This is a genomic window from Ruegeria sp. AO1 (genome assembly GCF_056535985.1).
Window position 1 is genome coordinate 86,008 of the sequence record NZ_JBQFJC010000003.1, and the last position, 16,541, is coordinate 102,548.

General features: G+C 57.2%; 18 protein-coding genes and 1 pseudogene. 14 read left to right on the plus strand and 5 right to left on the minus strand.

The genetic code is table 11. The features are described from left to right. Positions 1-65 precede the first annotated feature (65 nt). From ACR3FB_RS23740 to ACR3FB_RS23775, 8 genes are read left to right on the plus strand one after another with little or no spacing between them, the layout of a single operon-like run. Entirely contained in the window at positions 66-743 is a 678-nt protein-coding gene (locus tag ACR3FB_RS23740) for an arginase family protein (RefSeq protein ID WP_170474326.1), read from the plus strand. Further along, positions 736-1,410, plus strand: coding sequence for a hypothetical protein (locus ACR3FB_RS23745; RefSeq protein WP_170417821.1), 675 nt, complete (start codon positions 736-738; stop codon positions 1,408-1,410). The genes ACR3FB_RS23740 and ACR3FB_RS23745 overlap by 8 nt, the downstream gene beginning before the upstream one ends. Beyond that, positions 1,410-2,285 (plus strand): arginase family protein, encoded by an 876-nt coding sequence (locus tag ACR3FB_RS23750; RefSeq protein ID WP_170417818.1) that lies wholly within the window; start codon positions 1,410-1,412, stop codon positions 2,283-2,285. The genes ACR3FB_RS23745 and ACR3FB_RS23750 overlap by 1 nt, the downstream gene beginning before the upstream one ends. After that, positions 2,282-3,292, plus strand: coding sequence for an agmatinase family protein (locus ACR3FB_RS23755; protein ID WP_170417815.1), 1,011 nt, complete (start codon positions 2,282-2,284; stop codon positions 3,290-3,292). Before ACR3FB_RS23750 ends, ACR3FB_RS23755 begins: the two co-directional genes overlap by 4 nt. Next, positions 3,289-3,984 carry a hypothetical protein gene (locus ACR3FB_RS23760; RefSeq protein ID WP_170417812.1) on the plus strand — a complete coding sequence of 232 codons (696 nt, stop codon included), beginning with the start codon at positions 3,289-3,291 and terminating at the stop codon, positions 3,982-3,984. Before ACR3FB_RS23755 ends, ACR3FB_RS23760 begins: the two co-directional genes overlap by 4 nt. Further along, entirely contained in the window at positions 3,981-5,426 is a 1,446-nt protein-coding gene (locus ACR3FB_RS23765; protein WP_170417809.1) for an aldehyde dehydrogenase family protein, read from the plus strand. The genes ACR3FB_RS23760 and ACR3FB_RS23765 overlap by 4 nt, the downstream gene beginning before the upstream one ends. Beyond that, entirely contained in the window at positions 5,426-6,622 is a 1,197-nt protein-coding gene (locus tag ACR3FB_RS23770; protein WP_170417806.1) for a CaiB/BaiF CoA transferase family protein, read from the plus strand. The genes ACR3FB_RS23765 and ACR3FB_RS23770 overlap by 1 nt, the downstream gene beginning before the upstream one ends. Then, positions 6,619-7,446, plus strand: coding sequence for a citryl-CoA lyase (locus ACR3FB_RS23775; protein WP_170417803.1), 828 nt, complete (start codon positions 6,619-6,621; stop codon positions 7,444-7,446). Before ACR3FB_RS23770 ends, ACR3FB_RS23775 begins: the two co-directional genes overlap by 4 nt. Before the next feature lie 464 nt (positions 7,447-7,910). Here the strand turns inward: ACR3FB_RS23775 and ACR3FB_RS23780 are convergent, their stop codons facing one another. Next, positions 7,911-8,822 carry a homocysteine S-methyltransferase family protein gene (locus tag ACR3FB_RS23780; protein ID WP_170417800.1) on the minus strand — a complete coding sequence of 304 codons (912 nt, stop codon included), beginning with the start codon at positions 8,820-8,822 and terminating at the stop codon, positions 7,911-7,913. A gap of 84 nt (positions 8,823-8,906) precedes the next feature. On the opposite strand from ACR3FB_RS23780, the gene ACR3FB_RS23785 reads away from it, so the two are divergent. Then, on the plus strand, positions 8,907-9,206 hold the full coding sequence (locus ACR3FB_RS23785) for an MBL fold metallo-hydrolase (RefSeq protein ID WP_170417797.1): 300 nt from the start codon (positions 8,907-8,909) through the stop codon (positions 9,204-9,206). Positions 9,207-9,688: 482 nt separating this feature from the next. Here ACR3FB_RS23785 and ACR3FB_RS23790 read toward each other — a convergent pair whose 3' ends face one another. The 4 genes and pseudogenes from ACR3FB_RS23790 to ACR3FB_RS23805 all read right to left on the minus strand — a co-directional run bounded on the left by ACR3FB_RS23790 (position 9,689) and on the right by ACR3FB_RS23805 (position 12,304). Beyond that, the gene (locus ACR3FB_RS23790; RefSeq protein ID WP_174819503.1) at positions 9,689-11,095 is read right to left on the minus strand and encodes a DUF7986 domain-containing protein; all 1,407 of its coding nucleotides are present in this window, start codon (positions 11,093-11,095) and stop codon (positions 9,689-9,691) included. Positions 11,096-11,210: 115 nt separating this feature from the next. After that, a pseudogene (locus tag ACR3FB_RS23795) lies at positions 11,211-11,351 on the minus strand (DUF6429 family protein); the annotation flags it as partial. A 155-nt stretch (positions 11,352-11,506) separates the two neighbouring features. Next, positions 11,507-11,809: an SH3 domain-containing protein gene (locus tag ACR3FB_RS23800; protein WP_152460662.1), complete on the minus strand. Its 303-nt coding sequence runs from the start codon at positions 11,807-11,809 to the stop codon at positions 11,507-11,509. A gap of 102 nt (positions 11,810-11,911) precedes the next feature. Beyond that, positions 11,912-12,304, minus strand: a complete 393-nt coding sequence (locus ACR3FB_RS23805) for a GFA family protein (RefSeq protein ID WP_152460663.1) — start codon at positions 12,302-12,304, stop codon at positions 11,912-11,914. A gap of 215 nt (positions 12,305-12,519) precedes the next feature. Between ACR3FB_RS23805 and ACR3FB_RS23810 the strand changes: the two genes are divergently transcribed. The 5 genes from ACR3FB_RS23810 to ACR3FB_RS23830 all read left to right on the plus strand — a co-directional run bounded on the left by ACR3FB_RS23810 (position 12,520) and on the right by ACR3FB_RS23830 (position 16,527). Next, positions 12,520-12,807 (plus strand): WGR domain-containing protein, encoded by a 288-nt coding sequence (locus ACR3FB_RS23810; protein WP_237215935.1) that lies wholly within the window; start codon positions 12,520-12,522, stop codon positions 12,805-12,807. Between the two features lie 527 nt (positions 12,808-13,334). Beyond that, entirely contained in the window at positions 13,335-13,739 is a 405-nt protein-coding gene (locus ACR3FB_RS23815) for a DUF3768 domain-containing protein (protein WP_152460664.1), read from the plus strand. A gap of 218 nt (positions 13,740-13,957) precedes the next feature. After that, positions 13,958-15,823 carry a ParB/RepB/Spo0J family partition protein gene (locus ACR3FB_RS23820; protein ID WP_170417794.1) on the plus strand — a complete coding sequence of 622 codons (1,866 nt, stop codon included), beginning with the start codon at positions 13,958-13,960 and terminating at the stop codon, positions 15,821-15,823. Positions 15,824-15,938: 115 nt separating this feature from the next. Further along, positions 15,939-16,148, plus strand: a complete 210-nt coding sequence (locus ACR3FB_RS23825) for a type II toxin-antitoxin system RelE/ParE family toxin (protein ID WP_480566950.1) — start codon at positions 15,939-15,941, stop codon at positions 16,146-16,148. 88 nt (positions 16,149-16,236) lie between these two features. Then, the gene (locus tag ACR3FB_RS23830) at positions 16,237-16,527 is read left to right on the plus strand and encodes an addiction module antidote protein (protein ID WP_152460667.1); all 291 of its coding nucleotides are present in this window, start codon (positions 16,237-16,239) and stop codon (positions 16,525-16,527) included. Positions 16,528-16,541 lie beyond the last annotated feature (14 nt).

Here is a 16,541-nt window from a genome sequence, read left to right on the forward strand (position 1 = left end):
CAGCTGGTTATGCGGACCTTCCTTTTGGCATTCATTCGCAATGTAAGGCTGATTGTGTTGGGGTTATGGGCGTTCCGAGCGAAGTTAACACCGGGCCCCGATCCGGCACCTCTCTGGCACCCGATGCGCTGCGCAAAATGACTGCCCAACTTGGGATCGGACTGCCTGTAGATGGTCGGGATCTTGGCAATCTGGACCTGTCAGGGGATTGGCCTGCCGCGTTGGAACAACTTGTGACGCAAATGGTGGATCACGGTGTTGTACCCGTTGTCTTGGGTGGCGCGTCTGATGTCGCCTCGGGTGTGCTGGGGGCCTTGCCTGATCTGCCAGTTGTCGCGGCCATGCCGTTGGCCCGGCGTGATATCGCGACGCGAACAGCCAACACGATCTGGGTGGGATTGAACGGCGATCAACCTGCTGGTGTCTGGGATCTGATCAGCCAGCGCAAGATGGATTGGCGCACCGCGCGGCAGTTGGATGAAGGGCACGGCGACTATTCTGACACGCCCGAGCGCGCTGTCTTGTGGATCGACATATCGGTCATTGATCTGGGGCATGCAGCTGGCAGCGTCGGCCTAAATCCCGGCGGGATGAAACCTGAAACGCTGGTTTCCGTCATTGGTGCCATGTCCTGTAAATGGCAGGCGATTGTGATCACCGGCCTTGCGCCTGCGCGCGACACCAGGGGAATGTCGGAACTGGCGGCGATCGAAACCCTGAACGCGGCGTTGCACAATGAGTGAAGCGGCGCAAATACAGTTTGACGCGATCCCCAGTTTTCTGGGCGCATCCATTGGCGATCTGGAAGATCTCGTGCCCGGTCAGGTCGCGATTGCAGGCTATTTTTGTGACAATCTCGCCCGGCCATCGGCAGGGCAACGCTATCTCGCGCGCCAGCTTCGGTATGCGTCCTGCCCCACAGTAACACCCGCGAATGCAATTGACCTTGGGGACGTGAACGTCTTTCCGCTAGAACCTGACAAGCATTTTCTCGCAGTTGCCTCGCAATGTGAATCGGTTCTTGAAACCGGTGCCCGCATGGTGTTGGTAGGCGGCGATTCCAGCGGTTTGGAAGCGCTTGACGTCGCCGCAAGACAGGTCACAGGTGCGGATGTTCCCATCATTGGGGTCAATGGCGGCGCAGTGAGCCATTTGCCCCGCACCCAACCGGTCATCCTGTCTGTGGATTTACAAGAGCTTGCGGGCAAATGGGTATCGCACCCGCATCGCCTGACGGGAATGTCACCAGCACAAATGATCGCGCAAATTGACGCCACCCCGGGCGATACCATCGCGGCTGCGGTTTTTGGGCTTGCCCCGGAACTGGACAACCGTGGCAAGGCTGAAACCCGCGCTGCACTGGCGATCCTGCAAGCGGTCACAGCTCGTCTTGAGAAAGGAGCAGGCTGATGCCTCTACGTTCGGCCCCGTTGCCGCGCATGGCAGGGCATCTGTCGTTCATGCGCTCTCAGACCAAAGCAATCGGCGACGTCCGGTCTGGAGATCTGGCCGTACTGGGCATCCCGTTTGAAGATACAAACGCACCTCATGCAGGGCAATCTCTGGCGCCGCGTGCATTACGCGAAACCTCGGTCTATTTCGGTTGGCACGCAAATCCACAATTCAGTCACCCCGTAGATATCGATGCGCGTCAGGATATCAGTACCGATGGCCTGCACGAGCGGCTTTGTGATCTCGGAGATATTGCACCGGGGTCCGAAGATGCGATCCACGCGGCCTTGAAGGCGGCCATGCGTCAGATCAGCGACAATGGCGCCTGTGCAATCTTTTTGGGCGGATCAGATCGCATGTCCGAGACGGCGCGGAGCGCGCTCCCTCATTGTCAGACAGTGCAGCTTGGCGGTACACCAGCCGATGCGCGCGATTTTCATATTGCGCCCTTGCCGAACGGAACGACCACGCCGGTAAATAGAGATACTGCCGCGCAGCGTGCCGCGTTTTCAGAGTGGCGGGATCCATCAAAGCCGTTGTTTGTTCGGTTTGATCTCTCGGTGTTTGAAACATCGCTCAGTGCGCTTTGTGATCGGCCCCGTTTGGGGGGCTGCGATCTTGCGACGGTGGTGCAATGGCTTGAGCTTTTGGGACGGCACGAGGTCAGCGCCATTATGTTGACCGGTCTGAATCCGAACCGTCCCGGAATGGGTGTCGTGAAGGTTGGCCAACGCCTGATGGTCACGGCTCTTCTGGCGTTTATCTATGCGCGCCTCGGCTTTGGGATTGATTTTCCGCGCCGCCAAACTTCCAAGGAAAAAGTACTGACATGACTGCAGCGATAACGACATTTCTCCCGCCTCTGGCACAACCGGGGTATCGGCTGTTTGATGGGCCTCTGCTCGATGCCGCCGACGTCCGTCCGGGCCAAATCGGTGTGGTGGGTATGCCCAGCGATTGGACACATTCAAGCCGGCTCGGAACCAGGTTTGGTCCCGAGGCGCTGCGTAAGGCAACGACGGTATTGCAATCCATGCGACCGCAGGGGGTCAGTTTTGATCCAGATACGGGCCAAAGAAGCGCAACGGCCAGCGACTGGCTCGTGGATTGCGGGGATGCAGTGATCACCCCTGAGGATGTAGACGCAACCACCGAGGCCATTGCCGCAATGACCGAGGCGCTGAGCGTTGGAGGGGCGATCCCTCTGGCACTGGGCGGTGATCACTATAATAGCTTCCCGGCCTGCCTTGGCTATTCCCGTGGGTTGGCCAAACGCGCACCAAATGCACGTTTTGGGTATATCCAGATCGACGGTCATCTGGATTTCTCTGACCGGCTTGGCGCGTGGGGCAGCCATAACCACGCAACCAATGCCCGTCGGATTTCCGAACTGCCCAATGTCGACGTGTCCAATATGGTTTGGGTCGGGATCACCGGTTGGGTCGACAGCGGTGAACTCGCCTTGATCGAAGAGCAGGGCGGTCGGGTGTTTTCGGCTGGCGACGTACATAAATTGGGGACGGCAGAGGCAATTCGTCAGGCGTTGGAGCATGCCATGAAGGGATGTGACGAACTGTATCTGTCAATCGACATCGATGCGATGGACGCTGGCTACCTCCCCGGCACCGGCTCAATCGTTCATAGCGGTATTACACCGCGTCAGTATTACGATCTGCTGGATGGGCTGGCCGAGGCCCCGTTGGGTGGACTGGATATTGTTGAGGTGTCCCCTCCTCTTGATCCGTCGGAGCGTACCGAATTTCTGGCTGCAGAAATGTTGTTCCGGATCCTGCGTCGCTTCCGCACACAACCTGTGACCGGGGCGGTGACAGAGCAATGATGGACTACAAAGGAACAGAGCAGCTGGGTGGGTTTTCCCATGCAGGAAAAACACTTGCGCCCGCGACACGGCCCTGGATCACAGACCTGTCAGCGCTTTGCCCTTACGAGGGCCTGCAACCCGGGAACCTACCGGAATTTGAACGCGACCCGAATTGGGACAACTGGGCGCTCACCGACAGTCCCAAAGACCCGAACCTGCGCCTGAACTGGCATCTATTTGAGGACGGTGGAAGAAGATTGATGGTCGCCGACCGGATGCTTATGAGCCGCGTCAGCTGGCAGGATCTGGATGATGCGGGGTATGTCCATGGCACAGAGCTGTCGATTGATGGACGCCTGTTTCGCTGCCGGTTGCTTACGGGGGGGGATACGCCCTGTAGTGACCCTTTTCAGGGGGCGACGCGCCCCAATGAATGGGATGCGCTGGTGGGGGGCAGCGGGGCGTTGAACGCTCCGCAACCGGACCCGGCCAATAGTACAGCACCGCTTTGCCCGGATCATCTGACCTCGCCTCATAACCGTTTGTGGAACTGGTTCGGCGCGGTCAGCTGGACCGCCGAACCGGTTGCCAGACGGGCCGATGGGCGGGTGTGCAGGGGCTATCATGGCCCGACCTATTTTTACGTGAATACTGTGGACCACCGGCATGAAGATATCGGGTGGCGACCAGTTCTTGAGGAAGCGCTATGACTGCAAACCCCTTTGCCAACTTTATCGCCGGATCATGGGTTGCTAGCAGCGACGCGGCCCCCAATGTCAACCCGTCCGACCTGAACGACACGATCGGCGAGTATGCCCGGGCAAGCGCCGATCAAACGGTTGACGCAATCGAGGCCGCGGCCGCGGCCCTGCCGAATTGGCGCAAGACATCGCCTCTGGTCCGGTTCGAAGCGCTCGACCGGATCGGGTCGGAAATCCTCGCCCGTGTAGACGAGCTGGGCGATATGCTGGCCCGCGAAGAGGGCAAAACCTTGCCCGAAGCCAAGGCCGAAGCGCATCGCGCCGGGCATTTGTTCAAATATTTCGCGGCTGAGGCGTATCGTGCGACCGGCGACACCTACCAATCTCTGCGCGAAGGTGTGTCGCTAAATGTTGTACGCGAGCCAATCGGCGTTGTGGGCGTAATCACGCCCTGGAATTTCCCACTGGCGATCCCCGCATGGAAAATCGCACCCGCTCTGGCCTATGGCAATACGGTTGTGTTCAAACCTGCCGAACTGGTGCCCGGATCGGCATGGATGTTGTCCGATATTATTGCCCGTGCGGGCGTGCCTGAGGGGGTGTTCAACCTTGTGATGGGAAAAGGCCGTGAGGTTGGGGAGGCAATCGTTACGCACCCCAAGGTGTCCGGGGTCACATTCACCGGTTCCACACCCGTCGGTCGCCATATGGGGGCGGCGCTGTTTGCGCGAGGAGCGAAAATGCAGCTGGAGATGGGGGGGAAGAACCCCTTGATCGTGCTGGATGACGCCGATCTGGATCTGGCGGTGCACTGCGCCGTTCAGGGCAGCTTTTTCTCAACCGGACAACGCTGCACAGCGTCTTCCCGCCTGATTGTGACCGAGGGCATTCACGACGCATTTGTTGACCGTCTTTGCGCGGCAATGAAAGACCTTCGGATCGGTGATGCGCGCGCTCCGGAAACCCAGATTGGTCCGGTCGCCAGTGAAGCGCAGCTCGCCATCGACAAACGATACGTGTCTCAGGCTGTGGATGACGGTGCAACGCTTGCCGCAGGTGGTGGCGAGGTCAAATCCAAAACAACCGGCCATTACTTTGCGCCTGCGTTGTTTACGGATGTGTCACCCGACGCAGCCGTGGCACGAGACGAAATCTTTGGGCCCATCGCCGCCGTGTTACGCGTGCCGGATTACGACGCCGCCCTGGCCACGTCCAACGACTGCGAATTTGGATTGTCCGCAGGAATTGTCACGCGGGATCCCGCCAAAATCGATCACTTCTCGCAGAACGCCGAAGCAGGCATGATACAAGTCAATCTGCCCACCGCCGGCATGGATTTCCACGCACCCTTTACGGGCCGAAAGGGATCCTCTTATGGTGCACCGGAAAAAGGCAGCTATTGCCGCGAGTTTTTCACGGCGGCCAAGGTTGTACACGCGGGGCGCGGATAATGTCGCAGACACCTTTGAAGGGCATTCGTGTTCTTGATCTGACCAATGTCCTTGCCGGTCCGTTCTGTTGTCATCATCTGGCGCATCTGGGCGGCGAGGTTATCAAGGTCGAAGCCGTCGGTCGGGGCGATCTCGCCCGCCAACTGGGGGCCGACCCAGAGCTGAACAAAGTCAACATGGGCGTGTCCTTTCTCGCCCAGAACGCGGGCAAGAAATCGGTCACGGTCAACCTCAAGAACCCACGGGGTCGAGAGATTTTTCTGAAACTGGTCGAAACTGCAGATGTCGTGGTTGAAAACTTCCGGCCCGGCGTCATGACGCGCCTCGGCGTGGGCTACCAGACCCTGAAAGAGGCCAATCCGACCCTCATCTATTGTGCTATCTCCGGCTTTGGCCAAGAGGGCCCGTGGATACGCCGCCCGGCTTATGACCAGATCATACAGGGAACCTCGGGTGTGATGTCGATCACCGGGGATAGCGACAGCGCGCCGCTGCGCGTTGGATATCCGGTGGCAGACACTGTGGGGGGCATCACCGCAGCCTTTGCGATTTCATCTGCTCTGAACGCCAATCCGCGCGGCACCTTTATTGATGTGTCGATGCTGGAATCGGTGCTGGCGACAATGGGCTGGGTGGTGTCGAACTATCTGATCGCCGGCGTCAATCCGACTGCCAATGGCAATGAAAACCCCACTTCGGCGCCTTCCGGTGCGTTTGAAGCGAAGGGCGGGTTGATCAACATTGCCGCAAACAAAGACCAGCAATGGGAGCTACTGACGGACCACCTGGGATTGGCCGCGCTGCGCGAGCGGCCTGAATATGCCACGCGCGAGGATCGCAAACGCAATAGGCTGGCTCTGAAAACTGAGCTGGAGACCGTGTTGAAGACCCGGTCACCGCGCGACTGGGCCAAGGAACTCAATAGCATTGGTGTGCCATCAGGAGCGGTTTTGACAGTGCCGGAAGTATTGGAAATGCCGCAGGTTGCAGACCGCGGTTTCCTCGACCAGTTTGAAAACGTCCCCGGCGTCGGACGCGACATTCAGGTTGCCACGACCGGGATCAAATTGGACGGCAGCGCGCCCACCGTCGATGCACCACCGCCCACATTGGGGCAGCACAACTCTCAAATCTGGAGCGAGTTAGGTCTTTCACCGGAAGACATTGAAAAACTGGCAAAGGATGGCGCGATATGACGGACCCCGCAGGACGCAATGACGCCGATGCCATTTGCCACTGGTGGCGCACCGAAATTATCGACATGGCTCCGGGGCGGATCGCCTTTCGCGGCCACCCGATCCAGGACCTGATCGGAAACGTCAGCTTTGCTCAGATGATCTGGCTCATGGTGCGCGGCAATTTGCCCACGCCAGAACAGGCGGCGCTTTTTGAATGCGCGCTGGTGGCGGGCGTGGATCATGGTCCGCAGGCGCCATCGATAGCCGCAGCGCGTATGGCCGCGACCTGTGGGCTGGGGCTCAACAACGTCATGGCCACCGGGGTCAACATGTTGGGTGACGTGCATGGCGGCGCCGGTGAACAATGCGCCGAGCTTTATTTCGACGTCGCCAAACGGATGGATGACGGCGCTGAACAGGAAGTTGCCGTCCGCGACGGTATCGCCGCCTGGTGTGAGGAAAATGGCAAGATCGTCTCGGGTTTTGGCCACCGTTTCCACAAGCCCGTCGATCCCCGCGCACCGCGATTGATGGCGTTGGTACGCGAGGCCGCGATGTCAGGCACTGTAGAAGGGCGATTTGCCGATATCGGTGAAGCTATACAGACGGAAATCGGACGTAAGCGCGGTGCCGATATCGCGATGAATATCGATGGGGCCACGGCTGTTATCTTTTGCGAATTGGGGTTCCCGGCACCGCTTTCCCGGGGATTGTTCTGTCTTTCCCGCTCGGTTGGCGTCTTGTCTCATGGCTGGGAACAGATTCAACAGGGCGGGCGGAACAAGGGGCCAATGCCGCCGCGTTATCTGCCGGAATATATTGGTGTCAAATCGGAGCGCTAACCCGATGACCATTGATGGTGCGAACGCCTAAATTCACACCGAACTTGGCATTGAAGCGCCACTGGCGTGTGGACTGTTTTGCCGGTCTCGGTCATTGGGCATCCCCCCCTAGAAGCAGACCCAACATGTTAGTCTGAACAAAGATTCACTTCTTTGGTGTTGTCTTTGAAGGTATTTCAATCCAGGCGAGAATCGATACATTTTCACGCTTGTTCTGACGTCAGCGAAGCGCACCGAGCTGCCATCGCGACAAGCGCGGCGAATTCACACTTGGTCCGCGATGCGTGAGTTTGTCGATCGCTGGATTTCGCAGTCGCAGCTAAAGTCCGGTCTGGTGGGCCGCACCGCAGCGATGCGCGCCCTCGGTCAACGGCAGCAAAGGGCCGATCTCCTAACAAGTTGTGGAAAGAAATTACGGGATCACCTTAGATCTCAGCGTTATCGCTCAGATTGAACCAAGTTGGCTATGCTAGTTCGCTGATCATCGATTTCAGATGGCGCATGTCGGTACCGCAGCATCCTCCAAATACTTGGATCGACGGATTCTGCCTCGCAATCGCGGCAATCTGTTTACCAAGTTCAGCTGGATCGCCTTCGTCCAGCTCATCTGCTTCGTCAAGTTCCGCATGCGAGCAACTCGAAGCGTTCGCCACAAGGCCTCTCAGCCGGGGGTGGTTGCCAAGCGCTCCGGCGAAATGGGTAGGGTGAGCGCAGTTGACCATAAAAAACAGCGCCGCCGAGTCGGTTGCTGCGTCGATCTGGTCAATTCCGTCCACAAGTTTGGTCCCGTCTGCCAGGCACCCGTCTGTCTCAACAACCAGAGACATGATGATCGGCAGTTCAGCGTCCCGGGCGGCGAGGATGCATCCCGCTGCCTCGCTTGGGCGGTTGAATGTATAAGCGGTGACCAGATCGAGGCTTGTGTCTTTCAGGCTGTGCATTTGAGCGGCGTGGTATTGACGTGCATCTTCGACGGGTACCGGCGGGATGTCGGCGTAAGGATCATGGCGCGGGCCGATGCAGGCCGACACCAGTACATCATCGCGAGCGGCAGCTTGGCGCACGTCTTCCATTAGACTGACCGCATCTTTGTTTACTTCGGCGAGCCGCTCTGCATCGTACCCCAAGGGCGCTGCCCGGTCGGCGTTCGCCATCCATGTGGGCGCATCAAGGATGCATCCGACATTCATTTCACGGGCCAGATCGACAAGAGCCTGCATTTGACCGGCCAGTATCACCCTGGTGCCAGGTTCTTCCAGCAATGGAAACGACGCGAAACCGGGAAGCTCAATTCCATGATTGAAAATCAGGTCGGTGCCAGTGCCGGCGTAAACCAGAAAGGGCTTGTTACCTTCGAGTGGGAGCTGTCGCGCCATTCTGATCCACGCCTATTGCCGTTACCTCTGCACAAGAAACCTACTTTGTCTCGGGCCTCCTGTGAACCTTAGGACTGCGACAGGGTGTATTCCGTCACTCTGATCCCCACGCCAGGCCAAACACCAGGTCATGTCTCGGTCGAAATCACCAGTGGCGACCGGCGCGCTCTGATTACAGGTGATGCAATCCATACAACCGCCCAGTGCTGGCATCCCGAGTGGCATTTTATGTTTGATTCCGATGCTGAGATGGCCGTGACATCCCGTCGGAAACTGTTGGAAAGCGCCTCGGAAACGGGATGTATTGTGCTGGGAAACCACTTCGCTTTGCCGTCTATTGGTCGGGTGAAGGCGGACAACGACGCGTTTCGCTGGGAGGACTAGCCCAGGTTGTATTTTGATGTGCGCGGGTCTGTTGTGGGATGGCGGCTGACGTGAAAGTTCGACGCGCCGCGCAGCTTACAGGCAATGATCGGCGAAACTAAATCTCGAACCCATTGGGCTATGTCACATTCCCTTGAATTCTTGTTTCACAAGCTTTCTCTCTTCACCATTTTGTGAAAGCCTGAAGCAGTTATGAGTGACAGAGTGTGCAATTTTCAGAAAACAGTGGTTCTTTCTGAACTCCAATCAGCTCTCTTGGACGGAATTTGTGATCACTGCGAGGTGACAAGTTCGGAACTGGCCAAGAGTGGAGAGGTGCTGGAAATATGTGGACAAGAGTACTGTTTCGATTATGAAACCGGTGTGTCCACGGAGACTGAAATTTTGTTGTGCCCCAGCTGTCACGAGGCAAACCATCTGGACGCGCAGCGACAGCATAACCCTTGCCACATCTCTGCAAGACGCAGCCGGGAAAACATGGGTTAGTCGATGGGTTCAGGAGGCGAAGCTTTGGAACGGTTTTTGCAAGAACCATCGCTGGTCCAATTTCGGTAGTCTGACAGACCAAGCTCGTCCCACATCCAGCCGAAATCATACTCAGCCACCGGAGAGCCGGTCTGGCGCGCGCTGCGGTTTTCGATTGTCTTCAGCCAGTCTATGACTTTCTTCCTGCCCGCCGTGCTGCGAACGGCCTGGCGCGGGGTCTTGCCATCCAGGGCAGGAATCGGCTGGTCAAGCGTATCGCGGTAATGCTGTTCGAGATATTCGTGGGCCATCTGACGGGCAAGGGCACGGGGGATGTCCTCTTCTTCTGCCACTCCGTTACTCGTGCTGTCATCCGCCATCATCTGTTCGGCGGTCTGGATTGATGTCAGCGGAGATTTCACCAGGTCGCCCAGGAGGTCCCGGACCAGGGCTTCGCCGCGTTCAGCGCGCGCTGTAGAGCTCACAGAAAGTGTGAGTGTCCGACCTTTCAGATCTAGGGACCCAAGCACGGAGGCCCCTGACATTGATTTGTCCAACACGAGGCCGGTGCCGTGCTTGGTGCCGGACGGGGTGTCGAGGTCAAGCCAGGTCCAATCCTTCTGGCCTGAGATCACGAGTTCTGCGGACTGTGTTAGCTTTTCAGATACCTGGCTTTGCGTCACTTTGCTGGCGAGGGGGAAGCGCATGTCGTGAAAGAGCAGGTTGTCGCCATCGCTGTTGCTGATTTGTGGTGGTTCCGGATCCAGTAGGTTCGGCAGATGTGCGAAGAGCCAGGCATTGGTGAAGAGGGGTGCGGAACGGTGTAGCTGATCCTGTGTCAGCCTCAGTTCAACGTCGGGGTTCAATTTCAACACGGAGCGGAGCCCGTCTTCAAAAAACGCGACGGTGTCGGGGTCGAATGGGAGCAGCGCCCCCGAGATCACGTTATAATCCCCCTGTGCGACAACCCGAGCTGCGATGCGATCCCATCGCTGCAGCATCTGCGTCGCGCTGTGTTCCCGGACGGTAACCGGCTCTGCGTCCGAAAGCATGTTGCGCAAGACCATGGATCTGCCGGGGTCTACCTCGCTCACCTCATAAAGGCTGACCGACGCGTCCCGCAATCCTTTGATATAGGCGCGGGTCTGCGCACTCTCCTTGGAACCGCTCCCTTTCAGATAAGCATCCGCAGCGTTTTCGGCGTCCGCTCCGAATGTCCTGCCCAGCAAATCTTCCAGGCCACCACCCCACAGGACCATCGGCCAATCCTCGCCCAGCAAGTCGCCCAGATCCTCGAACTCAAGATCGAAGGCCTCGAGCGCTGGCAGAAAATGCTCGTCCAACACATCAGCGAGCCGCTCATGCCAAATCTCGTCACGGGTGATAAACCCGATGAGCCCACCAAGATCGTTCCCCGTTGTCATCTTCAGCTTCTCCCTGTTTGCCGGACAGGGGCGATTTAGCGCAGATTGCAACCGCCAGCCAGCCCACACGCGTATGCAGACCTGCGTTACATGGAGGGACTTGTCATGGCGAATGCTATGTCTTTGGCTCCCGCCCAAAAAGCTCTGTGAAAAGCTTTTCGGAGCGGCGCAGGCCTTCATCGGTCAGTACCACCGATTTTGCCTTTCCAACCGGGTCCAGGATCAATCCGTTACGGTGCAGGCGATCAAGCGCTCCCCAGTCAAAGCCTTAGGGCCGTCCTGAACCCAGCGAATTCGGGGATGTTGCGAGCCGCTTCGACGACGGGTGTGAGCCCAACTAGTGGATTCGTCAGGGCGTTTCCGCCGGTATTCTATGATTGCTAAAAGATGGTGGTGCTGATCGCTGTCGTATTAGATTTTCCGCAAATATGCCCAAGAGACGTATCCCTTAAGCTTGCGCGCGCGCTCCAAAGAGACGCGGCACCAACGGGTGCCACCGGTCTGCTCACAGCCGTGAACTCGTAGTGCGGTTCCATTTGGAAGACCAACGATCACATTGAACCCTGTTCCAGGCCCACTGCGCATTTTTAGCATGTCACCGTCTTCGACGCCAAAAACCTCATATGTTCCGAGTGACGCGGCCGCCGCCGGTTTAACGTCCATGACGACCCCCAGGAACAAAGCCATTAGGGGTAAAAAGATTGCATTGCGCATCGCGATGTCCTGCTTATTGCCTCAACGACAATCGTAGCAACTCGGGTCACCAAGAGGAACAACTCCAAGACAGAAATGTAGGTGATACCAAAGCTTCAAACGCTACATTTCTTCCAAATGGTGGGGAACCCTGGCCCAGTTGGGGGCATCTTTCACAAAAACCTTGCTCGTTGGCTTGAAGTTGTTTGGCTCATCCAATGTCCCAGCCGCAATGCTCGTCAATCCGAAGGCTGTCACGCCCCACAGGCCTGATCCGCAGGTGCCACAAAAATGCTTGATGACAGGTCGACCTTCCTTTGAGGTCTTCTCAAAGGTCCGTGGTTTGCCTTTCAGCAGCTGCAGGTCTTCCGACTTTATCATGTACCCGGCATAACCGTCCGTTCCGGTCATCGATAGGCAATCACTGCAAAAACACATGAGTTGCATTACTGCGCTGCCAGTGACCTGGTATCGAACCTCACCGCAAAAACATCCGCCTTCCAAGATTTCAGCCACGTTGCCTTCATCCTTCTATTTCGTTTTGCAAGATATGAGAAAACCGTACCTACTCTGGCCAGTGGTCACAACGGTTCCAGCAGCGGAATGTGGAATGGTGCCAATATGAGCTCCTGTACCTGGATGGGTACGAGGCAAGCATCAGACAGATTGAGTTGTCGAATGTTTTCATCACGGTTCTGAATCCTTGCCAATTGACTGTTCCAGCAAAGTCATTGGACAGACGAGCTTTATTGATCGACAATCGCGTCATGGAGCTGACAGACACCACACCTGTGCACCTGATCCATGTGGACCCTGAGATCAACATGGCGCGGTTCTATGGCATCGAGTTGCAGCCGACGTTGTTTGGGGAGGTTTCAGTGCTTCGTACCTGGGGGCGTATTGGCACGAACGGGCAAGCCATGATGGTGACGTATGATGACGAAGCCCTGGCTAGTGAAGCGCTCCACAATCTCGAAAAGCAAAAGCTCCGTCGAGGGTATGTTCCGGTCGGTGAGTGACTTCGGGCTGCAGTCTGTTTCTGTGGCAAATCCCGAGCCTTTCGGCTCGTGAGCAGGCTCTAGGTTTCAGCCGACGTATCGGCTTCCACCCAGAACACCCCAGAATGATCTCCCTGTCCCAGTAGCCCCTGACCCGTCTCTTGCGAGCCGGGGCAGGGGCTTTGGGTCATGGTCGGTCCATGCCGTGGTGATCTGCCCATTCGGGTGACGGTCCCTTTTGCGCTCACGCAGGATCAGAGATCCTTTGTCCTTTCCTTGTGGGTCAGGCGGGATTTGGACAAGCCAAACGCTACCTTCCGTAAGGGGGAAGGCGCGGCCTCCCCCCTCGGACAAGACAAATAGACAATACCGTGTCCTCGCGCGCCTGCGCTGCGGGCCGCACCACTCTTGTCGATTGGTCCTGTCTCGCCCCTCTCCGCGTTCGCCACGGGGCAGGTTTTAGAGACGACGCCCTTTCAGGGCTCGGCTCAAAACCAGCACCAAAGGGGATCAACCCCAGAGGTCGCACCACAAAAGGAGAGACGGTTTTGGACATTGAAAAGACAAAAGACATCGACACTGACACCAGCCTGCAGGCGGCAGAGATTGCGACCCAGAATGACCTATTTCGGAAAGCGCTGATCGATCCGACTGCGGCAATCGAGATGCATTCTAAGGGAATTCAGGGTCAGGTATTTGTCACGCCCGGCGTGTCAGGTGAAGGGATGGAGTTCCAGACTGCAGCTTTGGCAGCGGTGGCGTCGGATGACCAGTTTGACGAGGGCAATGACCCCTATGGCGATCACACCTTTGGGGCGGTGACAGTCCGTGACCAGAAGCTGTTCTGGAAGATCGATCTTTACGACACGGACTACACGTATGGGTCCGACCGGCCGTTTGACACGTCAGTGACGCGCCGCGTTCTGACCATCATGTGCCCCAGCGAATACTGATCTCAATCCCAAACCGGAAAGGAGGTGAACACCATGAGCAATGAAATCTTGCAGCAACGTATCGCAGAAGCGTGGGCGCTAATCAGGAAGGGCGACAATTTCCACATCGCGCGCCGCTTCCTGATCCAACACGCAGCCATCTAAACGGCTCCGCTCTACCCCGGAAGGGGTAGGGCACCCTTAACACGATCTCAAACACTCAAACAAGGATTTGCCCCATGAGCAAAGTCGAAACATTCACCGCACCGGAAACCATCGAAACCGTATCCCTGTCCGATCTCTACCTGTCTGACATCAACCCACGACAGGAGGTTGGTGAGGAAGGTATTGCACTTCTGGCCGACAGTTTGGTTATGTGTGGCTTGATCCAGAACCTCAGCGGGTTGCGCGATACCGATGGCAAAGTCGCAATCGTTGCCGGTGGTCGCCGCCTACGGGCTCTGAACATCGCCGTGACTGAGCGCGCTGATCTGGCACAGGTTCCCGTTAAGGTCACGGACAATCCCTTCGTGGCTGAGCAATGGGCCAATGCGGAGAACACCGCCCGTGAAGAACTGGACCCTGTGGACGAGGTCCGTGCTTATGGCAAAATGGCCGAGAAATCTCTGTCTATTGCCAAGATCAGCAATGCGTTTGGCGTGACCGAATCCCATGTGCGCCGCCGCCTCGCGCTTGCCAGTCTGCCCGCCGCCGTTCTGGATGCGCTCAAAGCCGGTGAGATCAGCATGGGGCTGGCCAAGGCCATGACCGTCAGCACCGAAGAAGAGAAAATTCTGGAGGTTCTGGAACGGGCCAAAGAATGTCGGTGGTTCAGTGAGCATGATGTCAAACAGGCACTGACGTCGGAGGCTGTTAGCAGCACTAGCCGCAAGGCCGTATTTGTCGGGCAGAAGGCTTATGTTGAGGCGGGCGGCACCGTCACCGCTGATCTGTTTGCCGATGAAACCCTATTCAATGAAGGCGCGTTACTGGATCGTCTGTTTGCCGAGAAACTGGCGGTAGAAGCGGAAAAACTGCGCGACGCGGAAGGCTGGGACTGGGTGGACACCCATGAGGAAAGCTACATTCCCTATGGGTTCTCGGGTACGAAAGACATGCACCGTTTGGACATGGTGAGCCGGGACTTCACCGAAGGACAGGCCGAACGGTATGACGAACTTGCCGAACTCTATGAGGGTGAGGCTCTGGACGCGGATGGTGAAAAGGAGCTGGCCGCGCTTGAGGACTATACGGCGCCGTTCTATTCTGACGCGCAGCGCAAGCTGTCCGGCGTGTTTGTCTATGTCACCAACAATGGCGAGATCAAAACATCCCCGGCCTATGTCGCGGCGGAACATGTTCAGGCTGCCATTGAGGCTGGTGTTCTGGCCCCGGTCAAAGAACCGGAGATCAAGGAAGAACCAAAACCAGTTTATTCGCAGAAGTTCATCGACGACATGGTGGCGATCCGGCTGGCAGCGGTTCAAACGGCCCTGCTGGACAAGCCTGATTATGTGTTGAGCCTGTTTGCTTTCTTTGCCACCCCGGCCTCCGGTCTGAGCAGCAATCTGTTTGGGTTTGGCTATGGTGGTGCCGAGCGGAACACACCCGAGATCGATGACCAGTTCATCCTCGACCCGCGTCTTGGCGGAGAACGGGATGAAGCGGCACAGGCAGCCTATGACCAGTTCCACGAGATTGCCGCACAAGGCAGCGTGGAAGCGTTCAAAGCGTTTCGCGATCTGGGCAAGAAGACCCGCAATGGTGAGATCACGGGTTTTCTGGCCCGGCGGTTTCTGACCCAACGCCCGGAGTTCATGGCGGAGATCGAGGCTGAGATCGAGGCTGACATGCGCGCGATCTGGACCCCTTCGGCTGAAAACTGCTTCAAGCGTCTGAAAGGCTGGCAGCTGGATGATCTCTACAAAGACCTGCTGGACCTGCACATCGACGCCGACATGTTCAAAGCCTTCGCGAAATCCAAAAAGGGTGCCAAGAACGAGGCGCTGCACAAGCTCTTCAATGATCCAGAGCATCAAAAGGCACTGGGCGTGACCGAGGCACAGAAAGCCCGGATCGATGCATGGGTGCCGGATTGCTTCTGAAACTGGCAGGGCAGGGCGCAACGCGCCCTGCTTTTCAGCAATGATTTTTGATTTTAGTTCAATGGTATAGGTTGTTTTGACTTGAAAGTTTGTAGCCTGTAGGCTACATATAGGTATGATAGAAATTCGTAAGACGGACCTGTTCGACAAGTGGCTCAAGGGCCTGAAGGACCAAAGGGCGAGAGCCAGGATCTTGGTTCGCATCACGCGGTTGAGCCTGGGCAATCCCGGTGATGTGAAACCGGTTGGTGAAGGTGTGAGTGAACTGCGTATCTCCGAAGGAAGGGGTATCGCGTTTACTATGTGTCGCGCGGTGACGTTTTGATCGTTTTGCTGTGCGGGGGAGACAAGTCATCCCAGCAAGCCGACATCAAAACCGCCAAGGCGATGGCAAGAGAGTTGGAGTGAAAAACATGGGTGTCAAAACAACGAAGTTTGAAGCGGCTGACTATCTGGACAGCCCGGAAGCCATTCAAGCCTATCTTGAAGCGGCTTTTGAAACCAGCGACACGGCGCTGATCGCGTCGGCACTTGGCGATGTTGCCAAGGCCAAAGGTATGTCGAGTGTGGCCGACAAATCTGGTCTGTCTCGGGAAAGCCTCTACCGCGCACTTAGCGAAAATGGCAATCCCGAGTTTGGCACGGTGCTGAAAGTGCTGAGCGCTGTGGGTGTGACGCTCACCCCGAAAATGCACGTGAATTAACCCACTTTAAAGGC